The sequence below is a fragment of the Streptomyces sp. NPDC021622 genome, from assembly GCF_040640795.1.
In the GTDB taxonomy this organism is placed as follows: domain Bacteria; phylum Actinomycetota; class Actinomycetes; order Streptomycetales; family Streptomycetaceae; genus Streptomyces.
The window spans coordinates 931,345-951,708 of sequence record NZ_JBFACK010000001.1 but is presented as its reverse complement, the minus strand read 5'-3'; the positions used below and the strand labels follow the sequence as shown (position 1 = coordinate 951,708).

Annotated in this window: 18 protein-coding genes; 9 read left to right on the top strand and 9 right to left on the bottom strand. The window is 70.4% G+C overall.

The features are described from left to right. The first annotated feature begins 50 nt into the window (after window positions 1-50). The 3 genes from AB0G47_RS04315 to tyrS all read left to right on the top strand — a co-directional run bounded on the left by AB0G47_RS04315 (window position 51) and on the right by tyrS (window position 4,305). Window positions 51-1,574, top strand: coding sequence for a TldD/PmbA family protein (locus AB0G47_RS04315; RefSeq protein ID WP_360763825.1), 1,524 nt, complete (start codon window positions 51-53; stop codon window positions 1,572-1,574). Beyond that, a complete protein-coding gene (locus tag AB0G47_RS04310; protein WP_360763823.1) occupies window positions 1,571-2,971 on the top strand; it encodes a TldD/PmbA family protein in 1,401 nt (466 codons plus the stop codon). The genes AB0G47_RS04315 and AB0G47_RS04310 overlap by 4 nt, the downstream gene beginning before the upstream one ends. Window positions 2,972-3,036: 65 nt before the next feature. Continuing rightward, window positions 3,037-4,305 carry a tyrosine--tRNA ligase gene (tyrS, locus tag AB0G47_RS04305; protein ID WP_360763821.1) on the top strand — a complete coding sequence of 423 codons (1,269 nt, stop codon included), beginning with the start codon at window positions 3,037-3,039 and terminating at the stop codon, window positions 4,303-4,305. Between the two features lie 95 nt (window positions 4,306-4,400). On the opposite strand, the gene AB0G47_RS04300 is transcribed toward tyrS, so the two are convergent. Then, window positions 4,401-4,676, bottom strand: a complete 276-nt coding sequence (locus AB0G47_RS04300) for a GlsB/YeaQ/YmgE family stress response membrane protein (RefSeq protein WP_360763819.1) — start codon at window positions 4,674-4,676, stop codon at window positions 4,401-4,403. A 215-nt stretch (window positions 4,677-4,891) separates the two neighbouring features. On the opposite strand from AB0G47_RS04300, the gene AB0G47_RS04295 reads away from it, so the two are divergent. Together AB0G47_RS04295 and AB0G47_RS04290 are read left to right on the top strand one after the other, a co-directional pair. Beyond that, window positions 4,892-5,281 carry a DUF3099 domain-containing protein gene (locus AB0G47_RS04295; RefSeq protein WP_360763818.1) on the top strand — a complete coding sequence of 130 codons (390 nt, stop codon included), beginning with the start codon at window positions 4,892-4,894 and terminating at the stop codon, window positions 5,279-5,281. A 189-nt stretch (window positions 5,282-5,470) separates the two neighbouring features. After that, on the top strand, window positions 5,471-5,686 hold the full coding sequence (locus AB0G47_RS04290; RefSeq protein ID WP_360763816.1) for a hypothetical protein: 216 nt from the start codon (window positions 5,471-5,473) through the stop codon (window positions 5,684-5,686). A 16-nt stretch (window positions 5,687-5,702) separates the two neighbouring features. On the opposite strand, the gene moaA is transcribed toward AB0G47_RS04290, so the two are convergent. From moaA to AB0G47_RS04275, 3 genes are all read right to left on the bottom strand, one after another. Next, window positions 5,703-6,701, bottom strand: coding sequence for a GTP 3',8-cyclase MoaA (gene moaA / locus AB0G47_RS04285; RefSeq protein WP_360763814.1), 999 nt, complete (start codon window positions 6,699-6,701; stop codon window positions 5,703-5,705). A gap of 181 nt (window positions 6,702-6,882) precedes the next feature. Beyond that, the gene (locus AB0G47_RS04280) at window positions 6,883-8,514 is read right to left on the bottom strand and encodes a cation acetate symporter (RefSeq protein ID WP_360763812.1); all 1,632 of its coding nucleotides are present in this window, start codon (window positions 8,512-8,514) and stop codon (window positions 6,883-6,885) included. Further along, the gene (locus AB0G47_RS04275) at window positions 8,511-8,879 is read right to left on the bottom strand and encodes a DUF485 domain-containing protein (RefSeq protein ID WP_360763810.1); all 369 of its coding nucleotides are present in this window, start codon (window positions 8,877-8,879) and stop codon (window positions 8,511-8,513) included. Before AB0G47_RS04275 ends, AB0G47_RS04280 begins: the two co-directional genes overlap by 4 nt. Before the next feature lie 339 nt (window positions 8,880-9,218). On the opposite strand from AB0G47_RS04275, the gene AB0G47_RS04270 reads away from it, so the two are divergent. The 4 genes from AB0G47_RS04270 to AB0G47_RS04255 all read left to right on the top strand — a co-directional run bounded on the left by AB0G47_RS04270 (window position 9,219) and on the right by AB0G47_RS04255 (window position 15,217). After that, complete coding sequence (locus tag AB0G47_RS04270) at window positions 9,219-10,760, top strand: S8 family serine peptidase (protein ID WP_360763809.1); 1,542 nt, start codon at window positions 9,219-9,221, stop codon at window positions 10,758-10,760. Between the two features lie 14 nt (window positions 10,761-10,774). Continuing rightward, window positions 10,775-12,361 (top strand): S8 family serine peptidase, encoded by a 1,587-nt coding sequence (locus tag AB0G47_RS04265; protein WP_360763807.1) that lies wholly within the window; start codon window positions 10,775-10,777, stop codon window positions 12,359-12,361. A gap of 279 nt (window positions 12,362-12,640) precedes the next feature. Continuing rightward, window positions 12,641-14,074 (top strand): CoA transferase, encoded by a 1,434-nt coding sequence (locus tag AB0G47_RS04260; RefSeq protein WP_360763806.1) that lies wholly within the window; start codon window positions 12,641-12,643, stop codon window positions 14,072-14,074. Between the two features lie 147 nt (window positions 14,075-14,221). After that, entirely contained in the window at window positions 14,222-15,217 is a 996-nt protein-coding gene (locus AB0G47_RS04255; RefSeq protein ID WP_360763976.1) for a CopD family protein, read from the top strand. Between the two features lie 29 nt (window positions 15,218-15,246). Here the strand turns inward: AB0G47_RS04255 and AB0G47_RS04250 are convergent, their stop codons facing one another. The 5 genes from AB0G47_RS04250 to AB0G47_RS04230 all read right to left on the bottom strand — a co-directional run bounded on the left by AB0G47_RS04250 (window position 15,247) and on the right by AB0G47_RS04230 (window position 20,363). Further along, window positions 15,247-15,945 carry a lysoplasmalogenase gene (locus AB0G47_RS04250; protein WP_360763974.1) on the bottom strand — a complete coding sequence of 233 codons (699 nt, stop codon included), beginning with the start codon at window positions 15,943-15,945 and terminating at the stop codon, window positions 15,247-15,249. A 113-nt stretch (window positions 15,946-16,058) separates the two neighbouring features. Then, complete coding sequence (locus AB0G47_RS04245) at window positions 16,059-16,949, bottom strand: sterol desaturase family protein (protein ID WP_360763804.1); 891 nt, start codon at window positions 16,947-16,949, stop codon at window positions 16,059-16,061. A 107-nt stretch (window positions 16,950-17,056) separates the two neighbouring features. Beyond that, the gene (locus tag AB0G47_RS04240) at window positions 17,057-17,773 is read right to left on the bottom strand and encodes a VIT family protein (protein ID WP_360763802.1); all 717 of its coding nucleotides are present in this window, start codon (window positions 17,771-17,773) and stop codon (window positions 17,057-17,059) included. A gap of 47 nt (window positions 17,774-17,820) precedes the next feature. Continuing rightward, window positions 17,821-19,074 carry an amidohydrolase family protein gene (locus AB0G47_RS04235; protein WP_360763801.1) on the bottom strand — a complete coding sequence of 418 codons (1,254 nt, stop codon included), beginning with the start codon at window positions 19,072-19,074 and terminating at the stop codon, window positions 17,821-17,823. Further along, a complete protein-coding gene (locus AB0G47_RS04230; RefSeq protein WP_360763799.1) occupies window positions 19,071-20,363 on the bottom strand; it encodes an amidohydrolase family protein in 1,293 nt (430 codons plus the stop codon). Before AB0G47_RS04230 ends, AB0G47_RS04235 begins: the two co-directional genes overlap by 4 nt. Window position 20,364 lies beyond the last annotated feature (1 nt).

Sequence of the window (20,364 nt, the reverse complement as noted above, 5' to 3'; positions counted from 1 at the left end):
ACGCGCGACATGATCGGACCTGACCGGTGCCGACAGCAGGGAGACATTCCGTGCCTCATTCCATCGATGCAGCCTTCACGGCGCTGCCGCTGCGGGCCCTCGCGGACGCCGCGCTGGCCCGCGCGCGGGCGCTGGGGGCCGACCACGCGGACTTCCGCCTGGAGCGGGTGCGCAGCGCGTCCTGGCGGCTGCGGGACGCCAAGCCGTCCGGCTCATCGGACACCACGGACCTCGGCTACGCGGTCCGTGTGGTGCACGGCGGGACCTGGGGGTTCGCATCGGGCGTCGATCTGACGATGGACGCGGCTGCGAAGGTCGCGTCCCAGGCCGTGGCGATGGCGAAGCTGTCGGCCCAGGTGATCAAGGCGGCCGGCTCCGACGAGCGCGTCGAGCTCGCGGGTGAGCCCGTGCACGCGGACAAGACCTGGATCTCCTCGTACGAGATCGACCCCTTCTCCGTGCCGGACGAGGAGAAGAGCGGGCTGCTGGCCGAGTGGAGCTCCCGGCTGCTCGCCGCCGACGGGGTCTCGCACGTCGACGCCTCGCTGCTCACGGTGCACGAGAACAAGTTCTACGCGGACACGGCGGGGACGGTGACCACGCAGCAGCGGGTGCGCCTGCACCCGCAGCTCACCGCGGTCGCGGTCGACGAGACGAGCGGCGAGTTCGACTCGATGCGGACGATCGCGCCGCCGGTCGGCCGCGGCTGGGAGTACCTGACCGGGACCGGCTGGGACTGGGACGCGGAGCTGGCGCGCATCCCGGAACATCTCGCCGAGAAGATGCGGGCGCCGAGCGTGCAGGCGGGCTCGTACGACCTGATCGTCGACCCGTCGAACCTCTGGCTGACGATCCACGAGTCCATTGGCCACGCCACCGAGCTCGACCGCGCGCTCGGCTACGAGGCGGCGTACGCGGGCACCTCCTTCGCTACCTTCGACCAGCTCGGCAAGCTCGCCTACGGCTCGTCGCTGATGAACGTGACGGGCGACAGGACCGCCGAGCACGGCCTGGCCACCATCGGGTACGACGACGAGGGCGTGGCCGCCCAGTCCTGGGACCTGGTGAAGGACGGCACGCTGGTCGGCTACCAGCTGGACCGCCGCATCGCGAAGCTCACCGGCTTCGAGCGCTCCAACGGCTGCGCCTACGCGGACTCCCCCGGGCATGTGCCGGTGCAGCGGATGGCGAACGTGTCGCTGCAGCCGGATCCGGGCGGGCTCTCGACCGAGGACCTGATCGCGGGCGTCGACCGGGGCATTTACGTCGTTGGTGACCGTTCATGGTCAATTGACATGCAAAGGTATAACTTCCAGTTCACCGGGCAACGCTTCTATCGCATCGAAAACGGCCGTATCACCGGCCAGTTGCGCAATGTCGCGTACCAGGCGACGACCACCGACTTCTGGGGTTCGATGGCGGCGGTCGGCGGTCCGCAGACCTATGTACTCGGGGGCGCGTTCAACTGCGGCAAGGCCCAGCCGGGACAGGTCGCCGCGGTCTCGCACGGCTGCCCGTCCGCCCTGTTCCGGGGCGTGAACATCCTCAACACCACCCAGGAGGCGGGGCGATGAGCTCGTCGAGTCGCAGCACCAAGCCGCACGAGATCGTCGAGCGCGCCCTCGAACTGTCCACCGCCGACGGCTGCGTCGTGATCGCCGACGAGGGGTCGACGGCGAATCTGCGCTGGGCGGGCAACGCCCTGACCACCAACGGCGTCACCCGCGGCCGCACCCTCACCGTCATCGCAACCGTCGACGGCAAGGAAGGCACCGCGTCGGGAGTCGTCTCGCGCTCGGCCGTGACCGCGGACGATCTGGAGCCGCTGGTGCGCGCAGCCGAGCATGCCGCGCGCGGGGCCGGGCCCGCCGAGGACGCGCAGCCGCTGGTCACCGGTGGCGAGGAGTCCGCGGACTTCAGGGACGCCCCCGCCGAGACCTCGTCCGCGGTCTTCGCCGACTTCGCCCCCGCGCTCGGCGAGGCCTTCGCACGGGCCCGCGCGGGCGGGCGCGAGCTGTACGGCTTCGCGAACCACGAGCTCGTATCGAGTTATCTCGGTACGTCGACGGGGCTGAGGCTGCGGCACGACCAGCCCAACGGGACCCTTGAGCTCAACGCCAAGAGCCCGGACCGGACGAAGTCGGCGTGGGCCGGGCGGGCCACCCGGGACTTCAAGGACGTCGATCCTGCGGCGCTCGACGCGGAGCTCGCGCAGCGCCTGGGGTGGGCCCAGCGGCACATCGATCTGCCGGCTGGCCGGTACGAGACGCTGCTTCCGCCGACCGCCGTCGCCGACCTGCTGATCTACCAGCTGTGGTCGGCATCGGCCCGGGACGCGGCCGAGGGCCGCACGGTGTTCTCCAAGCCGGGCGGCGGCACCCGCGTCGGCGACCGTCTTGCCGAGCTGCCGCTGACCCTGCGCAGCGACCCGAACGAGCCGGGCCTGGAGTCCGCCCCGTTCGTGCTCGCGCACGCGTCCGGCGGCGACTCGTCGGTCTTCGACAACGGGCTTCCGCTGGCCTCCACCGACTGGGTGCGCGCGGGCGAGCTGACGCATCTGACGAGCACCCGGCACAGCGCGGCCCTGACCGGGCTTCCGGTCGCCCCGGCCATCGACAACCTCGTCCTCGACGGCGGCTCCGACCGCTCCCTTCAGGAGATGGTCGCGGGCACCGAGCGGGGCCTGCTGCTCACCTGCCTCTGGTACATCCGCGAGGTCGACCCGGCGACGCTGCTCCTCACCGGGCTCACCCGGGACGGCGTCTATCTCGTCGAGAACGGCGAGGTCGTGGGCGAGGTGAACAACTTCCGGTTCAACGAGTCTCCTGTGGACCTGTTGTCGCGGGCCGCCGAGGCCGGGCGCACGGAAAAGACGCTGCCCAGGGAGTGGGGCGACTGGTTCACTAGGGCTGCGATGCCCGCCCTGCGCATCCCCGACTTCAACATGAGCTCGGTCAGCCAGGGCGTGTGACGCCCATAGACTGACGCGTAAGAGTGACGCGTACCCATTCGAACCTTTCAAGGAGACACAGGACCGTGACGGACATCGTCGACGAGCTGAAGTGGCGGGGCCTTTTCTCCCTGTCCACTGACGAAGATGCACTGCGCAAGTCGCTCGCGGACGGTCCCGTCACGTTCTATTGCGGCTTCGACCCGACCGCGGCGAGCCTGCACGTGGGCCACCTCGTGCAGGTCCTCACCCTGCGCCGGCTCCAGCAGGCGGGGCACCGTCCGCTCGCCCTGGTCGGCGGCGCGACGGGGCAGATCGGTGACCCCCGGCCGACCGCCGAGCGCACCCTGAACGACCCCGAGACGGTCGCGAACTGGGTGGGCAGGCTGCGCACCCAGATCGAGCCGTTCCTGTCCTTCGACGGCGAGAACGCCGCGACGATGGTCAACAACCTGGACTGGACGGCGGGCCTCTCCGCCATCGAGTTCCTGCGCGACATCGGCAAGCACTTCCGGGTGAACAAGATGCTCACCAAGGAATCGGTCGCCCGTCGCCTGGAGTCCCAGGAGGGCATCTCCTACACGGAGTTCAGCTACCAGCTCCTGCAGGGCATGGACTTCCTGGAGCTCTACCGGCGGTACGGCTGCACGCTGCAGACCGGCGGCAGCGACCAGTGGGGCAACCTCACGGCGGGCATCGACCTGATCCACCGCCTGGAGCCGGACGCCACGGTGCACGCCATGGGCACGCCGCTGATGGTCAAGGCGGACGGCACCAAGTTCGGCAAGACCGAGGGCGGCGCCGTCTGGCTCGACCCGGAGATGACGACGCCGTACGCGTTCTACCAGTTCTGGCTGAACGTGGACGACCGGGACATCTCGACGTACATGCGGATCCTGTCCTTCAAGCCCCGCGAGGAGCTCGAGGAGATCGAGAAGCAGACCGAGGAGCGTCCGCAGGCGCGCGCCGCGCAGCGCGCGCTCGCCGAGGAGCTGACGGCGCTGGTGCACGGCGCGGACCAGTGCGCCGCGGTCATCGCCGCGTCCAAGGCGCTCTTCGGCCAGGGCGACCTGGGCGAGCTGGACGAGGCGACGCTGGGCGCCGCGCTCTCGGAGCTGCCGCGCGTCGAGGTCGCCGAGCTCGGCCCGGTGGTGGACCTCTTCGCGGAGGTCGGCCTGGTGGCCAGCAAGTCCGCGGCCCGGCGCACGGTCAAGGAGGGCGGTGCCTACGTGAACAACGTGAAGGTCGCCGCCGAGGACGCCGTGCCGTCCCGCGACGAGCTCCTGCACGGTCGCTGGCTGGTGCTTCGCCGGGGCAAGAAGAACCTGGCAGCGGTCGAGGTCACGGCCGGCTGACCCGCTGAACCGTACGTATGCCGAAGGGGCCGGTCCGCGTGGACCGGCCCCTTCGGCATGCGGCGAGGGAGGGAACCGACGGCGCGGCAGGGCGCCTACGCCGCCTGTTTGTTGCCCTTGACCATCTTGTACGCCATGTCACCGAGGCCCACGACGACCAGCGCGGCCCCCAGCTGCAGGGCGTGCCGCCCCCAGTCGATGCCTCTGGTCTCGTCGATACCGAAGCCCGCGGCGAGCGAGTTGCCGATGATCGCGCCGATGATGCCGAAGATCGTGGTCAGCCAGAGCGGGCTGTGCTGTTTGCCGGGGAGGATCGCCTTGGCGATCAGCCCCAGCACGAACCCCACGATGATGGCCCACAACCAGCCCATAGCTGCCTCCTCATACGGCTCAACATGAGCGTTACGGTCAGTGTCGACCTGTCCGCCATACGGCGCATGTCGGGCACCCCCATACGTGGCATGACGGAGGAAGTACGCCGAGATGGGACGGGCCCCGGTCTCGTAGGCTGCGCAGCCCCGGCGTAACGTGGAGCGGGTCCGGGCCGGGGAGAGTCCGGCGTCTTGTGAGCAGGCGGTGGAATGTGATGCGGAAGCAGAGCAGTGCCCAGGTCTTCCGGATCACCGGAGCCCGGCAGGGCCTCGAGGAGGACGTCCGCGGCAGGCAGCGGCGCTACATGATCTCGATGTCGATCCGTACTCTTTCGGTCATTGCCGCCGCCGTCCTGTGGAACGTCGAGCGGCATGTCGCTCTCGTTGCTCTGGTGCTCGGGATACTCCTCCCGTACGTCTCCGTCGTGATCGCCAACGCCGGCCGGGAGAGCGCGCCCTCGCTGCCGTCGACCTTCGTACCGGCGCCGTCACGGCCGATGATCGCTCCGCCGGCCGCAAGGACCGAGTCCGCGGAACCCTTCCCGGAAGCCGGCGCGGGCCCCAAGTCCGGTGAGCCCGACGCGCCTTCCGGCCACCAGAACTGACCGTCGACGTTGCGCCAAGCTCAAGAAAAGCTCAGATCAATCATGTAGTTCCGGTGCCAGGCACCGGGTCCCCCGTGACATACTTCGTACGCGCTCCGCATCCCCCGTCGGAGCGACAGACCGACGCCGGGCAGCTCCCCCCGTGGCTGCTCGGCGTCGCCTTGTTTTGAACGCACTTGGACGTTACCTGTGAGCGACGAAACACCGATCTGTTCCGCCAAGGGCTGCCGCGCCGACGCGGTCTGGGTGCTCGCCTGGAACAACCCGAAGATCCACACGCCGGAGCGTCGCAAGACCTGGCTCGCGTGTGACGAGCACCGCGAGCACCTCTCTCAATTCCTGGGCGTACGCGGCATGTTGAAGGACGTCGTCGCGCTGGCCGAGTGGGAAGCGCGGGAGGGCTAGCGGCGGCTGCGGCCGCCTAGCCGCCGATCGCCGACATCGGGCGGTCGGGCTGCAGGAACGTCGGGTCGTCGAGGCCCGAACCCGCCTTCTTGCCCCACATGGCGAGCTTCCATATGCGGGCGATGTTCTCGTCCGAGCCGTCCTCGTCGTCGGAGCGCAGGGCCGCCCGCAGGTCCGTCTCCTCGGTGGCGAACAGGCAGGTGCGGACCTGGCCGTCGGCCGTGAGCCGCGTGCGGTCGCAGGCCGAGCAGAAGGGGCGGGTGACGGAGGCGATGACGCCGACGCGATGGGGGCCGCCGTCCACGATCCAGCGCTCGGCGGGGGCCGAGCCGCGCTCGCCGGAGCCCTCTTCGGTGAGCTCGAAGCGCGTACGCAGCGACTGCAGGATGTCACCCGCGGTGATCATGCCGTCGCGCTTCCAGCCGTGCTGGGCGTCGAGCGGCATCTGCTCGATGAAGCGCAGTTCGTACTCGTTCTCGACGGCCCAGGCGAGCAGGTCCGGGGCCTCGTCGTCGTTCAGACCCGGCATCAGGACCGTGTTGACCTTGACCGGGGTGAGGCCCGCGTCGCGCGCGGCCTGGAGGCCTTCGAGGACGTCCTTGTGCCGGTCGCGGCGGGTGAGGGTCTTGAAGACGTCGGGGCGCAGGGTGTCAAGGGAGACGTTCACCCGGTCGAGGCCCGCGGCCTTGAGGGCGGCGGCGGTGCGCTTGAGGCCGATGCCGTTCGTCGTCAGGGACATCTTGGTGCGCGGCTCCAGCTGGGCGCAGCGCTCGACGATGCCGACCAGGCCGGGGCGCAGCAGGGGCTCGCCACCGGTGAAGCGGATCTCCTTGATGCCGAGCTGCGTCACGGCGATGCGGATGAGGCGGACGATCTCGTCGTCGCTGAGGAGCTCGGACTTGGACAGCCACTGCAGGCCCTCTTCGGGCATGCAGTACGTGCATCGCAGATTGCACTTGTCGGTCAGCGAAACCCGCAGATCGGTGGCCACTCGGCCGTAGGTGTCGATGAGCACGTGGGCCCCCTCCCTGATCCTGTTCAGCCAGTCCGGTTCAGATAGTCACGAGCCTACGTGACGGGACCGACATCGAAGCGGGCCCGATCCCACGAGGAGCGGCGCGGCCGCGTCGTAGGGATCTACCAAGCGATCTACGACGCGGCCGCTGACGTGCGTGTTCAGGCGGAATGAGCCGGAATCAGTGGGCTCCGGTGCCGGTCAGGGACCGTACCTCAAGCTCCGCGTACTTGCCCTTGTCGGGCTCCTCCTTCGACAGCTTCGTGCCGAGCCAGCCGAGCAGGAAGCCGACCGGGATCGAGATGAGGCCCGGGTTCTCCAGCGGGAACCAGTGGAAGTCGACGCCCTTGAACATCGAGGTCTTCGGGTTGCCGGAGACGACCGGCGAGAAGAGGACCAGGAAGACCGCCGTGAAGAGACCGCCGTAGATCGACCAGAGCGCGCCCTGGGTGGTGAACTTCTTCCAGAAGAGGCTGTAGAGGATCGTCGGCAGGTTGGCGGAGGCGGCGACCGCGAAGGCGAGCGCGACCAGACCGGCCACGTTCAGGTCGCGGGCGAGCGCGCCGAGCGCAATGGAGACGATGCCGATGAAGACCGTCGCCCAGCGGGCCGCCTTCATCTCCTCCTTCTCCGACGCCTTGCCCTTCTTGATGACGTTGGCGTAGATGTCGTGCGCGAACGACGAGGACGAGGCCAGGGTCAGGCCCGCGACCACCGCGAGGATGGTGGCGAAGGCGACCGCCGAGATCGTGGCGAGCAGGATCGCGCCCCACGACGAATCGACGCCGCCCAGATGGAGCGCGAGCAGCGGTGCCGCCGTATTGCCCGCCGGGTTGGACTCGATGATCTCGGCCGGCTTGATGAGCGCGGCGGCGCCGAAGCCGAGCGCGATCGTCATCAGGTAGAAGGAGCCGATGATGCCGATCGCCCAGTTCACGGACTTACGCGCGGCCTTGGACGTCGGCACCGTGTAGAAGCGGATCAGGATGTGCGGCAGGCCTGCGGTGCCCAGGACCAGGGCGATGCCGAGCGAGATGAAGTCCAGCTTCGATGTGGACGTCGCGCCGTACTTCAGGCCCGGTTCGAGGAACTTGGTGCCCTGGCCGCTGTTGGATGCGGCGGTGCCGAGCAGGTCGGAGACGTTGAAGTTGAACTTGAGCAGCACCAGGAAGGTCAGCAGCAGCGTGCCCGCGATGAGCAGGACGGCCTTGACCATCTGCACCCAGGTGGTGCCCTTCATGCCGCCGATGGTGACGTACACGATCATCAGTACGCCGACGAGGGCGACGATCCCGACCTTGCCCGCGTCGGACGTGATGCCGAGCAGCAGCGAGACGAGCACGCCCGCGCCCGCCATCTGCGCAAGCAGGTAGAAGATCGACACGATGATCGTGGAGGTGCCCGCGGCCGTGCGCACCGGGCGCTGGCGCATCCGGTAGGCGAGCACGTCGCCCATCGTGTAGCGCCCCGAGTTGCGCAGCGGTTCGGCGACCAGGAGGAGAGCCACCAGCCAGGCGACCAGGAAGCCGATGGAGTAGAGGAAGCCGTCGTACCCGAAGAGGGCGATCGCACCCGCGATGCCGAGGAAGGACGCGGCCGACATGTAGTCGCCGGAGACCGCGAGGCCGTTCTGGAAGCCGGTGAACTGGCGGCCGCCCGCGTAGAAGTCGGCGGCGCTCTTGGTCTGGCGGCCCGCCCAGACGGTGATGAACAGGGTGGCGACGACAAAGACCGCGAACAGGGAGATGATCAGCGGCCGGTGCTCGCTCGCCTCACCCGCGGCCAGGACTGTGGTGCTCAGCGCGGGGCTCATGCGCCGCCCTCCATACGGGACTTGATCGCCTCGGCCTTGGGGTCGAGCTTGGTGGCCGCGTGGTGGGAGTACCACCAGGCGATGAGGAACGTGGTCAGGAACTGCGCGAGGCCGAGCACCAGGGCGACGTTGATGTTGCCGAACAGCTTGGTGCCCATGAAGTCGCCCGCGTAGTTCGACAGCAGCACGTAGGCCAGGTACCAGACGATGAACGCGATGGTCAGCGGGAACGCGAACGAGCGGTGCGCGCGGCGGAGTTCACCGAACTCCTGGCTCTCCTGCTCCTGGATGAACTCCTCCGTGGAAGGGGCGTGGGGAGTGGGGTCTGCGCCGCCCTTCGAAGGCGGCGGTGCATCGGTGGCCACGGAGTCTCCTCGTGGTGCGGCTGCGGTGGGGACATTCAGCTGATCCATGGGCCCTCTCTGATCCTGCGTTCTGATCCCGCGTGACGCGGATCACGTGAGCCACGGATGGCGATGCTAAGGCCATGGGACGTGATCCGACAGGGGGGTTGATGTTGCTTCCGTTTCCTTTTCAACGTCATCACGACGGCGTCGTCCCGGCCACACTCCCCGATTTCTTCAAGAACCCGTTGCTGGCCTGGGAGTTCTGGGGATAGCTTCACTCTGCAATACCCGTCATGTACCTGCCCGACCACCTTTTGTGCTCGGGCAGTTCACGTATCCGGATGATGTGGAGATCCCATGGCTCATCTGCGCTCCAGACGCCGCGTCGCGCTCACCGTGCCGCTCGGTATCGCACTCGCGGCATCAGTCGGCTTCGCCCCCGGCGTCGCGACCGCAGTACCCTCCGACGCCCCCGCGACCGCAGGCGCATCGGCGAACGCCGAGGCCCCGAAGCTCGCGTACGTCGTCAACACCCGCCCGGACCACGGGACGATCGAGTACGTCAAGAAGGCGATCTCCAAGGCGGACGGCTCCGTCGTCGTCGCCTACGAGAAGATCGGCGTCATCGTCGCGCACTCGGCCAACCCCGAGTTCGGCAAGCAGATGCGCAAGGTCAAGGGGGTCCAGTCGGCGGGCGCGACCCGCACCTCGCCCCTGACGGCGGCGGGCACCACGGAGGAGGGCGCCCCGACCTTCGTGTCGAAGGCCGAGGCCAAGTCGCTCCAGAAGCAGGCCGGTCCGGACGCCGAGCCGATGGAAGCCGACCAGTGGGACCTGCGCGCGATAGGCGCCGACAAGGCAGCGAAGATCAACCCCGGCAGCGGCAAGGTCACCGTCGGCGTCATCGACACCGGAGTCGACGACACCCACCCGGACCTCGCGCCCAGCTTCTCGGCCTCGCAGTCGGCGAGCTGTGTCGGCGGCAAGGCGGACACCTCCCCCGGCGCCTGGCGTCCGGAGAAGAAGGAGCACTACCACGGCACGCACGTGGCCGGCGAGATCGCCGCCCCGCGCAACGGCGTGGGCGTCGCGGGTGTCGCGCCCGGCGTGAAGGTCGCGGGCATCAAGGTGGCCGACCCGGTCAGCGAGCTGTTCTTCCCGGAGAGCGTGGTCTGCGCCTTCGTGTTCGCCGCCGACAAGGGCATCGAGATCACGAACAACAGCTACTACGTGGACCCGTGGCTCTACAACTGCATGGACGACCCCGACCAGCGGGCCATCGTCGACGCGGTCAACCGGGCCCAGCTGTACGCACAGCGCAAGGGCACCCTGAACCTGGCGTCCGCGGGCAACTCCAACCATGACCTCGCCTCCGACGAGATCCTGGACGACTCCAGCCCGGACGACTCGACGCCGGTGCCGCGCACCATCGACCCCTCCGAGTGCTTCGACGTCCCGACGCAGCTGCCGGGCGTGGTCACCGTCAGCGCGACGGGCGTGAAGGACCTCAAGTCGTACTACTCCACGTACGGCAAGGGCGTCATCGACATCGCGGCCCCCGGCGGCGACAAGTACCAGATCCCGGGCGACACCCCGTCGAAGAACGGCCGCATCCTCTCCACGATGCCGGGCGGCGAGTACGGCTGGCTGCAGGGCACGTCGATGGCATCGCCGCACGCCTCCGGCGTCGCCGCGCTCCTGAAGTCGACACACCCCAAGGCGAGCCCCGCCGAACTCCAGCGCCTTCTTAAGAAGCAGGCCGACAACCCGGGCTGCCCGACGGAGCCGTACGACCCGGACGGTGACGGCGATGTCGACGCGATCTGCGAGGGCGGCACGAACAAGAACGGCTTCTACGGCAGCGGGATCGTCGACGCGCTCGACGCCGTGAAGAAGTGAGGGGCTCGCGCACCATGACCGCATCCTTCCCGCGCTCCCGCCGCGTGCTCGCCCTGCCGCTCGGCATGGCGGTGGCCTCGGCCGTCGCCTTCCTGCCGGGGACGGCATCGGCTCAGTCCGATGCCGCGTCCCGGCCGGGCGGCCCGGTGTCGTCCGTCGTGGACGCCATCGGCGCGACCCTCACGGACGGCACGTCGATGAGCTACGTCGTCAACGTCCGCTCGGCTCCCGGCAGTTCACCGTCCGCCAAGACATCGGCGTACGTGAAGAAGGCGATCGCCAAGGCGGGCGGCACCGTCGTCATCGCGTACGACAGGATCGGCGTGATCGTCGTCCACTCGTCGAACGCGGGCTTCGCCAAGGAGATCCGCGAGGTTCGCGCAGTGGCGTCCGCGGGGGCGACCCGCACGGCGCCGCTGTCGGCCCAGTCCGACGACGCACTCGAGGCCGACCGGCCGCTGACCGCCGCCGAGGCCGAGAAGGCCGCCGGGCAGGCGGACGCGGGCCAGGACGAGCTGGAGCCGCTCCAGTGGGACCTGCCCGCCATCAAGGCGGACAAGGCCCACAAGGAGTCGCTCGGCAGCTCCGCTGTCACCGTCGGCGTCCTGGACTCCGGCGTGGACGACACGCACCCGGACATCGCGCCGAACTTCGACGCGAAGGCCTCCGCGAGCTGCCTGGGCGGTGTGCCCGTGCAGAAGGACAACGCGTGGCGTCCGGTGGCCAAGGAGAGCGACCACGGCATGCACGTGGCGGGCACCATCGCCGCCGCGAAGAACGGCACCGGGGTCACCGGTGTCGCTCCGGGCGTGAAGGTGGCGAGCCTGAAGGTGGCCGAGCCGGCGACCGGCATGTACTACACGGAGGCCGTGGTCTGCGGCTTCATGTGGGCTGCCGATCACGGCGTCGACGTCACCAACTCCAGCTACTACACCGACCCGTGGCTGTTCAACTGCAAGACGGACGACGACCAGAAGGCCCTGGTCGACGCCGTCGGGCGGGCCACCCGGTACGCGGAGCGCAAGGGCGCGGTGAATGTCGCGGCGGCCGGAAACGCCAAGACGGACCTCGCGCAGGACGAGATCGTCGACGACTCGAGCCCGGACGACACGACTCCTACGGAGAGGACGATCAAGACCGCGGACTGCCTCGACCTCCCGTCGCAGCTTCCGGGTGTCGTGACCGTCTCGTCCACGGGCGCGAAGGACATCAAGTCCTCGTTCTCGAACTACGGCAAGGGCGTCATCGACATCGCCGCGCCCGGCGGCGACTCGACGAAGTTCCAGACGCCGGACGCGCCGGCCACCGACGGCCGCATCCTGTCGACGCTGCCCGGCGGCAAGTTCGGCTACAAGGCGGGTACGTCGATGGCGTCACCGCACGCCGCGGGCGTCGCCGCGCTCATCAAGTCGGCCCACCCGCACGCCTCTTCGGCGAAGGTGAAGGCGCTGCTCTACGGCGAGGCCGACGCCATGAAGTGCACCGATCCGTACGACATCGACGGTGACGGCAAGGTCGACGCGGTCTGCGCGGGCGGCAAGAACAAGAACGGCTTCTACGGCGTGGGCATGATCGACGCGCTGGACGCCGTGCGGAAGTAACCCTTCCGCGAGGCGAGTCGGGCCGGGCGGTCGCTGACTGCCCGGCCCTTCGCCTGTGCTCGGTGTCGTCGCCACCCTCGCCTACCTGCCGCTTTGGTGCGCGCTCGTGGTGGTGGTCATGGCCGGGGTCATAGTCGTCGCTTTCCTGACAGCTGGCGCGCAGGGATGGGAACTGCGGCCGTCGGAGCCGGAGAAGTCGATCAGGCTGTGGTGGTCGGCGGCTTCGGATCCTGGGACGGCCACGGGCACACCGTAGACACCGCCGGGCATAGTGCTTGCATGACGCACACACCGATGACCGGTACGCGCGCGGCCTGGGCGGCGCTCGGCGGCGATCCCGCGCTCCTCTCCCGTGTCGAACCCGTCGTACGCGCGGGGGTGTTGCCCGCGCGGCTGCCCGTCCGTGAGCTGGCCCGCGCCTGTGTGGGCGGCTGCGCGCTCGCCGCGGCGGAACTGGCGGCGGCGCGCACCGGGCGGGCCGTGCCCCGGGTCCGGGTCGACGACGGGGCGGTGGCCGCCGCGTTCACCAGCGAGCGGCAGCTGCTCGTGGACGGCCGCGAGCCCGTCACTTTCGCTCCCCTGTCCGGCTTCTGGCGCACCGGGGACGGCGGCTGGGTGCGGACGCACGCCAACTATCCGCACCACCGGGCGGCGCTGCTGGCCGCGCTCGGGCTCTCCGCGGACTCCACTGACTCCGTGGGCGCGGTGGCCGCCCGGCTCGCCGAGCGGCCCGCCGTGGACGTGGAGGACGCCGTGTACGCCGCCGGAGGGCTCGCCGTGGCGCTGCGTACGTCCGAGGAGTGGGCGAAGCACCCGCAGGGCGCCGCGGTGGCCGAGCGGCCGCTGCTGAGCCGCGAGCGGATCGGCGAGGCGCCCGCGCGGTCCCTTCCGGCACTCACCGGCGACCCCTTGTTGCCGGCTTCCGGGCTCCGCGTGCTCGACCTCACCCGGGTCATCGCGGGCCCCGTCGCGACCCGCACGCTGGCGCTGCTCGGCGCGGACGTGCTGCGGATCGACTCGCCCCGGCTGCCCGAACTCCCGGACCAGCACGCGGACACCGGCTTCGGGAAGCGGTCCGCGACGCTGGACCTGGCGCGGCGCGCGGATCTGCGGACGTTCGACGAGCTGCTCGCGGGGGCCGACGTGGTCGTCACCGGGTACCGCCCCGGCGCCCTCGACCGGTTCGGGCTCGCCCCTCTGGCGCTGGCCGAGCGCAGGCCCGGGATCGTGGTGGCGCGGCTTTCGGCGTGGGGGGACCACGGGCCGTGGGCCGGGCGGCGCGGCTTCGACAGTCTGGTGCAGGTCGCGTCGGGGATCGCGTCCGCCGAGGGGTCACCCGAACGGCCGGGCGCACTGCCCGCGCAGGCCCTGGACCACGGCACGGGCCATCTGGTGGCCGCCGCCGTCCTGCGTTCGCTCACCGAGGCAATGGCGGGCGGGGGCACGTGGGGCGTGAGCCTGACGCTCGCGCAGACGGCGCACTGGCTGACGGGGGCGTCCCTCGGGGGCACTCCCGGGGGCGCTCCCGGGGGCACTCCTGGGGGCGAGGACAGCACCGGCCCCACATACGATCCCTCCCCCTGGCTGGCCGAGACGGACAGTCCCCTGGGGCGGCTGCGGTATGCGCTGCCGCCGGTGTCCCTCGCCGGCGGACCGGACAACTGGTCGCGACCGCCCGGCCGTTGGGGCACCGATACGCCCGAGTGGCGGTGAACGGACCCCGTCGGGCGGAATGGGATTTCGCCAGTTGTTTGCCAGGACTTGCCCGTTAAGGGGGCACCTGGTGAAGATCTTGTGGTGAGTCCCATACAACCGTCCGCCGAACCCGGGGGCGATGCAGCGGCCGAAGCGGCCGCCTCCGTGCCCCGTGCGTCCCACCGTGCGCCGCGCGGCCGCCCCTCGCCCGCGCGTGCCGTGGCCGTGCTCGTCCTGGTGGCCGTCGCCGCCCTGATCCCGCTGCTCGGCCCGTCGGCCGCGCTGGACGGCACCGGGGAGGCCGAGGCGCCGGGCACGGCGGGGATCACGTTCCTGCGGACGGTCATGTTCGCCGCGCTCTGCGTGCAATTGGGCGAGGTGTACGCGATCCGCCTTGCCCGCCGGGTACCGGGGGCGCCGCTGGAGCGCGAGCCACGGAGCTGGGCGGCGTACGCGGCGGGCGCGGGCATCGTCGCGACGCTGGGGCTCGCCTCCGTGGTGGCCACCGGCAATCTGGTGCCGCATCAGCTCTCCGACATGGATATCGGCGGTCTCTATCAGACGCGGGACGGCAGGCTGGCGCTCCTGGAGGTCAACGCCTTCATCGTGTCCCTGCTGTGTTCGAGGTCGCGCCGCCCGTCGACCGCCGCCCTGCCGCTGGCCGCGGTGATCGTCGCGGAGGCGCTGCGCGCGCATCCTCCGGCGGAGGACACCCCGCTGATCGGGTCCGGCCTGACGCTGGTCCATCTGACCTGCGGGGTGCTGTGGGCGGGCGGTCTGCTGCACGTGCTGCGCACGCTGCGGCTGTGGCGGACGTCCGCTCCCCGGGAGGGCGGAGCGCTTCTTGGTCTCTACGCGCGCGTGGCGGCCTTCCTGCTCGCCGCGATCACCGTGACGGGGGTGTGCAGCACGCTGCGCCGGATGCCGCCGGGCACCGTGCTCGACCAGCTGACGGACACGGCCTACGGACGCACGCTGCTCGCCAAGCTGCTCCTGGTGGTGACCGTCGCCGTCCTCGCGCTGCTCGCGCGCGTCCGGCTGCGCGGGGCCACCGACCCCGTTGCCGCCTGCGCCCCCGCGCGCGGGGAGGTCGTCGCGCTCGGCCTCGTCGTGGTGGTGTCGGCGCTGCTGACCGCGCTGCCGCTGCCGATTCGCTGGTGAGCCGCGCGGGGCTGCTCAGTTGGTCACCATCACCTTGAGCGCGGTCCGTTCGTCGGGTTCGGCGCCGTCCGCACGTTCAGCGCCGCCAGCACGCCTCTGGCCAGCAGGAACTGTGCGGCGATATAGGTGAGCATGATCCAGAAGTCGGGCCTTGGCGCCTGCGGCCACTCGGCGACGCCGGTCGCGATGAGGGTGTCCGAGAGGAGGAAGAGGGCGCCGCCGGCCGCCGCGGTGAGGCCCAGTGTGGTCGCCCCGAAGGCCATCGCGGTGAGCAGGAGGCTGTAGCCGGCCACCGGGCCGCGCATGTCCGCGGGGAGGTCGGGCCAGAGCAGTGCGACGGTCGTGATGAGGGCTGCCGCGTACGCCGCGACGAGGCCTGCCCCGCGTGCGCGTGCCGGGCCGTATCCCTTGCCGTACCTCTTGAAGAGGATGAGGTAGCAGACGTGGCCGGCTGCGAAGGAGCCCATGCCCGCGAGGAACGCGGGGTCCGCGTCCGCCAGGAGCAGGGTGTCTCCGCCCCAGCCGAAGAGGAGGGCGCCGATCAGTAGGCGGGGGCCTTTCACCGTGGCTACGTACGCCGCCAGGAGCGGCATCAGGAGGGGCTTGAAGAGGGTGTGGGCCGTGTCCGAGTCCGCCAGTAGTGCTGCCAGGTCGCCTGTTGCCGCCAGGGCGAATGCGGCCAGGAGCAGCTTGGCCTTGGTGGACGCCGCTTCATCGGTGCCCGGCAGCTGGGGTTGTGCCCACCCGTTCCGCCGTGCGGAACGCCTGCCCACAACGGGAGCGGCCCGGCTGCCCACAACGGGGGCGGGCGGGTCAGCGGCGTCGGCGCGGCTCGCGTCCGTCACGCTGCTCCCTCCGTCACGGGCTCGGACGCCGTCGTGGGTGCCGGCTGCGGCTCCGGTTGCCAGCCCGGGCCCCGGAACAGCCTGCCGCCCCGTTCGCGCCATGTCGTTGCCGTCTTCAGGTCCTTTGCTATCGCCGCGTACTCGTGCGTGGCCACCCGCAGCGGGTTGTACGTGGTGATGTTCTTCGTCAGGCCGTAGACCGGGCGCTCCGTCTCCGCGACCCAGGAGCCGAACATGCGGTCCCAGATGATGAGGATGCCGCCGAAGTTGCGGTCCAGGTAGCCGCCCTGTGACGCGTGGTGGACGCGGTGGTGCGAGGGGGTGTTGAAGACGTACTCGAAGGGCCGGGGCAGCTTGTCGATGCGTTCGGTGTGGATCCAGAACTGGTAGACGAGGTTCGCCGAGGAACAGAAGGCGAGCGCCGCCGGGTGTACGCCGAGTGCGATCAGGGGCACGTAGAAGGGCCAGACCGTCAGGCTCGTCCAGGGCTGGCGCAGCGCCGTGGTGAGGTTGAACTTGCGGCTGGAGTGGTGCACCACGTGGCAGGCCCACAGGATGCGGATGACGTGGTGTCCGCGGTGCGACCAGTAGTAGAAGAAGTCCTGCGCGAGCAGCATCAGCGGGATCGTCCACCACAGCACGGGGATGTGCAGCGGCGTCAGCGCGTAGATCGCCGTGTAGATGGCGACGATGGGGATCTTCCACAGGAAGTCGAAGGCGAGGCTGCCGAGCCCCATCGTGATGGAGGTGGCGGCGTCCTTCGTCTCGTACCCGGCGGCGGCCCCGTCGGCGGCAGGATGGATCCGGTGGCTCACGATCTCCACGACGGTGAGCAGCACGAAGGCGGGTATGGACCACAGCACGACATCGGGCAGGTTCGGCGGCATGCGTGCACCGTAAAGGCCCCTGACGGGCCGCCGCTAGACGTAGTTACCGACAAGTATTACCAGTGGTAAGCCGACGGATGTTGGCGAGCCTCGCCAAAAGCGGACGCTCAGACACCGACCGCCCCGAGCAGCGCGCCCGCCCCGTGGGTGACCGCCATGGCCAGCGCTCCACCTGCCACGTTCCGCAGCACGGCGGGACGCACGGCCGCGGAGCCCAGGCGCGCGCTGCTCCAGCCCGTGAGGGCGAGCGCGCCGAGGACCGAGACGACGGTGACGGCGAGGCGCCAGTCGGCGGGCGGCAGGACGATCGCCAGGAGCGGGAGGAGCGCGCCCACGGTGAAGGCGACGAAGCTGGCCCAGGCGGCGTGCCACGGGTTGGTGAGTTCGTCGGGGTCGATACCGAGCTCCACGCGCGCGTGGGCCCGCAGCGCGTCTCGCTCGGTGAGCTGCTCGGCCGCTTCCCTGGCCACCTCGCGGCTGAGCCCGCGCTCTTCCAGGAGGCCGGTCAGCTCGACCAGTTCGGCCTCGGGCTGCTCCCGCAGCTCGCGCTTCTCCATGGCAAGAGCGGCCTTCTCGGAGTCGCGCTGGGTGGACACGGAGACGTACTCGCCCGCGGCCATCGACATCGACCCGGCGAGCAGCCCGGCCAGGCCCGCCGTGAGCAGGGTGGCGCGGTCGCCGGTGGCGCCCGCGACGCCGACGACCAGACCGGCCGTGGAGACGATGCCGTCGTTGGCCCCGAGCACGGCGGCCCGCAGCCAGTTGAGCCGGGAGGCGAGCGCGCCGCCGTGTGCCTCGTCGTGTTCCGGTGCCTGATCGCTCACCCGGGGAGGGTCTCACCCCGGGTGAGCGGGGGCGGCGGGGCACGCCGTCACCAGACGCGTACCGACCCTCCCGGGGCGAACACCGGGCTCGTCGCGCCGGCGGGGGTCTCCTTGAGGGGTTCGTCCAGTTCCTGGACGGTCGGTCCGACCTTTGCCGCGATCGCGTCCAGGAGCTCCAGGTCGAAGCCGTAGACGCGGGCCGCGTTGCCGCCGACCATGGCCGCGATCTCCTCCTTGGGGAGACCCGCGTACGCGATGCGCAGGCCTTCGCGCGAGAAGGGGTGCGTGCCTTCGTCGTGCGGGTAGTCGCTGCCCCACATGATCTTGTCGAGGCCGATCCGGTCCCGCATCTGCGCCTCGTGCGGGCGCATGAAGCTCGCGCCCACGAAGCAGTTCTCGCGCCACACCTCGGAAGGCCCCTTGCCCATCGAATCGGCAAGGCCCGCACCGAACTTCGACTCCGCCGTCTCGGCCGTGTCCGCCTTCGAGGCCGCCGCGACCAGGCGCCCGTGGTAGTAGTCCAGCATGTCGAGCACGCCCGGTATCCAGCCCGAGCCCTGCTCGGTGAGGACGAGCCTGAGCTCGGGGTGACGGCGGAACGCTCCGCCGAAGACGAGGTGCCACAGCGCCCGGTGCGAGAACCACGTCGTCTCCACCATGAAGACGGCGCGCGCGGCCGGTTCCTCGCCCAACGGCGGCGATGCCGAGCCCGCATGATGGTTGACCGGCACGCCGCGCTCGGCGCAGGCCGCCCAGATCGGGTCGTACGTCGCGGAGTAGAGCTCGGCGAGACCCGACCCCGGCGGCGTGCCGGGCAGCAGCAGGCCGCCCTTGAGCCCGGCGTCGGCCGCCCAGTTGATCTCCTTGACGGCCTCGTCTACGTCGTTGAGGAGGATCTGGAAGACGCCCGCCCTGCGCCCCGAAGCCGCGGCGCAGAAGTCGGCGAGCCAGCGGTTGTGGGCCCGCAGGCCCGCCCAGCGCTGCTCGAACTCCTCGCGCGTGGGCGCCGGGGCCATCAGGGACGCGCTCGGGAAGAACGGCGGGATGGTGTTCGGGAAGACGACCTCGGCGACGATGCCGTCCTGTTCAAGATCGGCGACGCGGCGCTCCGAGTTCCAGTTGCGGTCGGCGGTGTCGGCGAGGAGGTCCTCGTACGGATTGACGTAGGTGGCCGCCCACGCGTCGAACGCGTCGTGGTGGCGCGACTCCAAGTAGGGCTTGTAGTCGAGGAGATCGGCGCCCGCGTGGCAGTCGGCCGAGATGACGGTGTAGCGCTCTTCGCTCCCGCGCTGTGCGCTCATGTGTCCGCCCCCAGTACCGGGAAGTCGTTCTCCGTCAGCCAGTGACGGCCCACGTCGCGCGAGCGCGCCCAGGAGGCCTCCACCGCCTGCTGAGCCGCGCCCTCGGTGTCCTGGCCGAGCTCGGCGGGCGTCGGACCGATGCGGGCGGCCAGCGGCGCCAGCTTCTCCGTGTCGAAGCCGAAGACCTCCGCCGCCGCGAGGCCCAGCATCCGGCGGGTCTCCCCCACCGGGATGTCGTGGAAGGTCTTCTTCAGCCACGCGCGCGTGTCGGGCCAGGTCCCTTCGGGGTGCGGGAAGTCGCTGCCCCAGAGGATGTTGTCGACGCCGATCTCGTAGCGCTGGGCGAGTTCACGGCGCTTGGTGTTGGTGGCGCAGATGAAGATCTGCCGGTCCAGGTACTCGTGCGGGGCCCGCTTGAGCTCCGCGAACGGGGAGAGCTTCTTGCCGCCGTGCGCGCCCAGGTAGAGGCGGTCCATGAACCACAGGAGGTTCGGCAGCCACCAGCAGCCCGACTCCGCGACACCGAACTTCAGCCCCGGGTGGCGCTCGAAGACGCCCGACCAGAGCATGAACCACAGCGGCCGCGCGGGCCACCAGGTCACTTCGGAGACGTAGATCCCGAGGTGGTCGCCGTACTCGTGGCGGGGCGCCGCCCCGGAGTGGGTCACCACGGGCATCGCGCACTCGGCCGCCGCCGCCCATACGGGGTCGTAACGCCGGTCGTGGTAGGGCGCCTTGTCGACCCACATGGAGGGGATCATCAGCGCGCCGAGCCCGGACTCCTTGGCCCGGTGCACCTCGGCGACGACCCGGTCGACCTCTCCGGTGATGGGCAACAGGGCGACACCGCAGTGCCGTTCGGGATGCTCGGACACGAAGTCGGCGAGCCAGCGGTTGTGCGCCTGCGCGCCCGCCATGCCGAGCTCGGGGTCCTGGTCGCCGGAGAGGCCGAGGCCCACCCCGAAGGGCGCCGCCGTCTGGCTGTCGACGGCGTCCGCGTCGGGGAAGACGACCTCGGCGGCCACCCCGTCGCCGTCCAGCTCCTTGAGGCGCTGCGCGGTGTCCCAGCCGCCGCGCAGACCCTCTTCGTTGTCCTGGAACCACTTGGCGGCGAACGCGTCGTTGCGGATGCCGAGCCGGGTCGCCTCCGCGCGGCGGGCGTCGCGCTCCCCCAAGAACTGGTCGAAGTCCCGGTGGAATCGGCTGTCCAGATAGGGCCGGTACTCCTCGGTGGGGAGCCCGGCGTGGCAGTCGGAGCTGATGATCAAGTACGGGTCCTGGGCACTCATC

Excerpts from the sequence above, each read along its gene's own strand:
- AB0G47_RS04230 (WP_360763799.1), bottom strand. The coding sequence starts at position 20,363 with ATGAGTGCCCAGGACCCGTACTTGATCATCAGCTCCGACTGCCACGCC.
- AB0G47_RS04295 (WP_360763818.1), top strand. The coding sequence starts at position 4,892 with ATGCGGAAGCAGAGCAGTGCCCAGGTCTTCCGGATCACCGGAGCCCGG.
- AB0G47_RS04280 (WP_360763812.1), bottom strand. The coding sequence starts at position 8,514 with ATGAGCCCCGCGCTGAGCACCACAGTCCTGGCCGCGGGTGAGGCGAGC.
- AB0G47_RS04270 (WP_360763809.1), top strand. The coding sequence starts at position 9,219 with ATGGCTCATCTGCGCTCCAGACGCCGCGTCGCGCTCACCGTGCCGCTC.
- AB0G47_RS04265 (WP_360763807.1), top strand. The coding sequence starts at position 10,775 with ATGACCGCATCCTTCCCGCGCTCCCGCCGCGTGCTCGCCCTGCCGCTC.
- AB0G47_RS04245 (WP_360763804.1), bottom strand. The coding sequence starts at position 16,949 with ATGCCGCCGAACCTGCCCGATGTCGTGCTGTGGTCCATACCCGCCTTC.
- AB0G47_RS04235 (WP_360763801.1), bottom strand. The coding sequence starts at position 19,074 with ATGAGCGCACAGCGCGGGAGCGAAGAGCGCTACACCGTCATCTCGGCC.
- AB0G47_RS04310 (WP_360763823.1), top strand. The coding sequence starts at position 1,571 with ATGAGCTCGTCGAGTCGCAGCACCAAGCCGCACGAGATCGTCGAGCGC.
- AB0G47_RS04260 (WP_360763806.1), top strand. The coding sequence starts at position 12,641 with ATGACGCACACACCGATGACCGGTACGCGCGCGGCCTGGGCGGCGCTC.
- AB0G47_RS04300 (WP_360763819.1), bottom strand. The coding sequence starts at position 4,676 with ATGGGCTGGTTGTGGGCCATCATCGTGGGGTTCGTGCTGGGGCTGATC.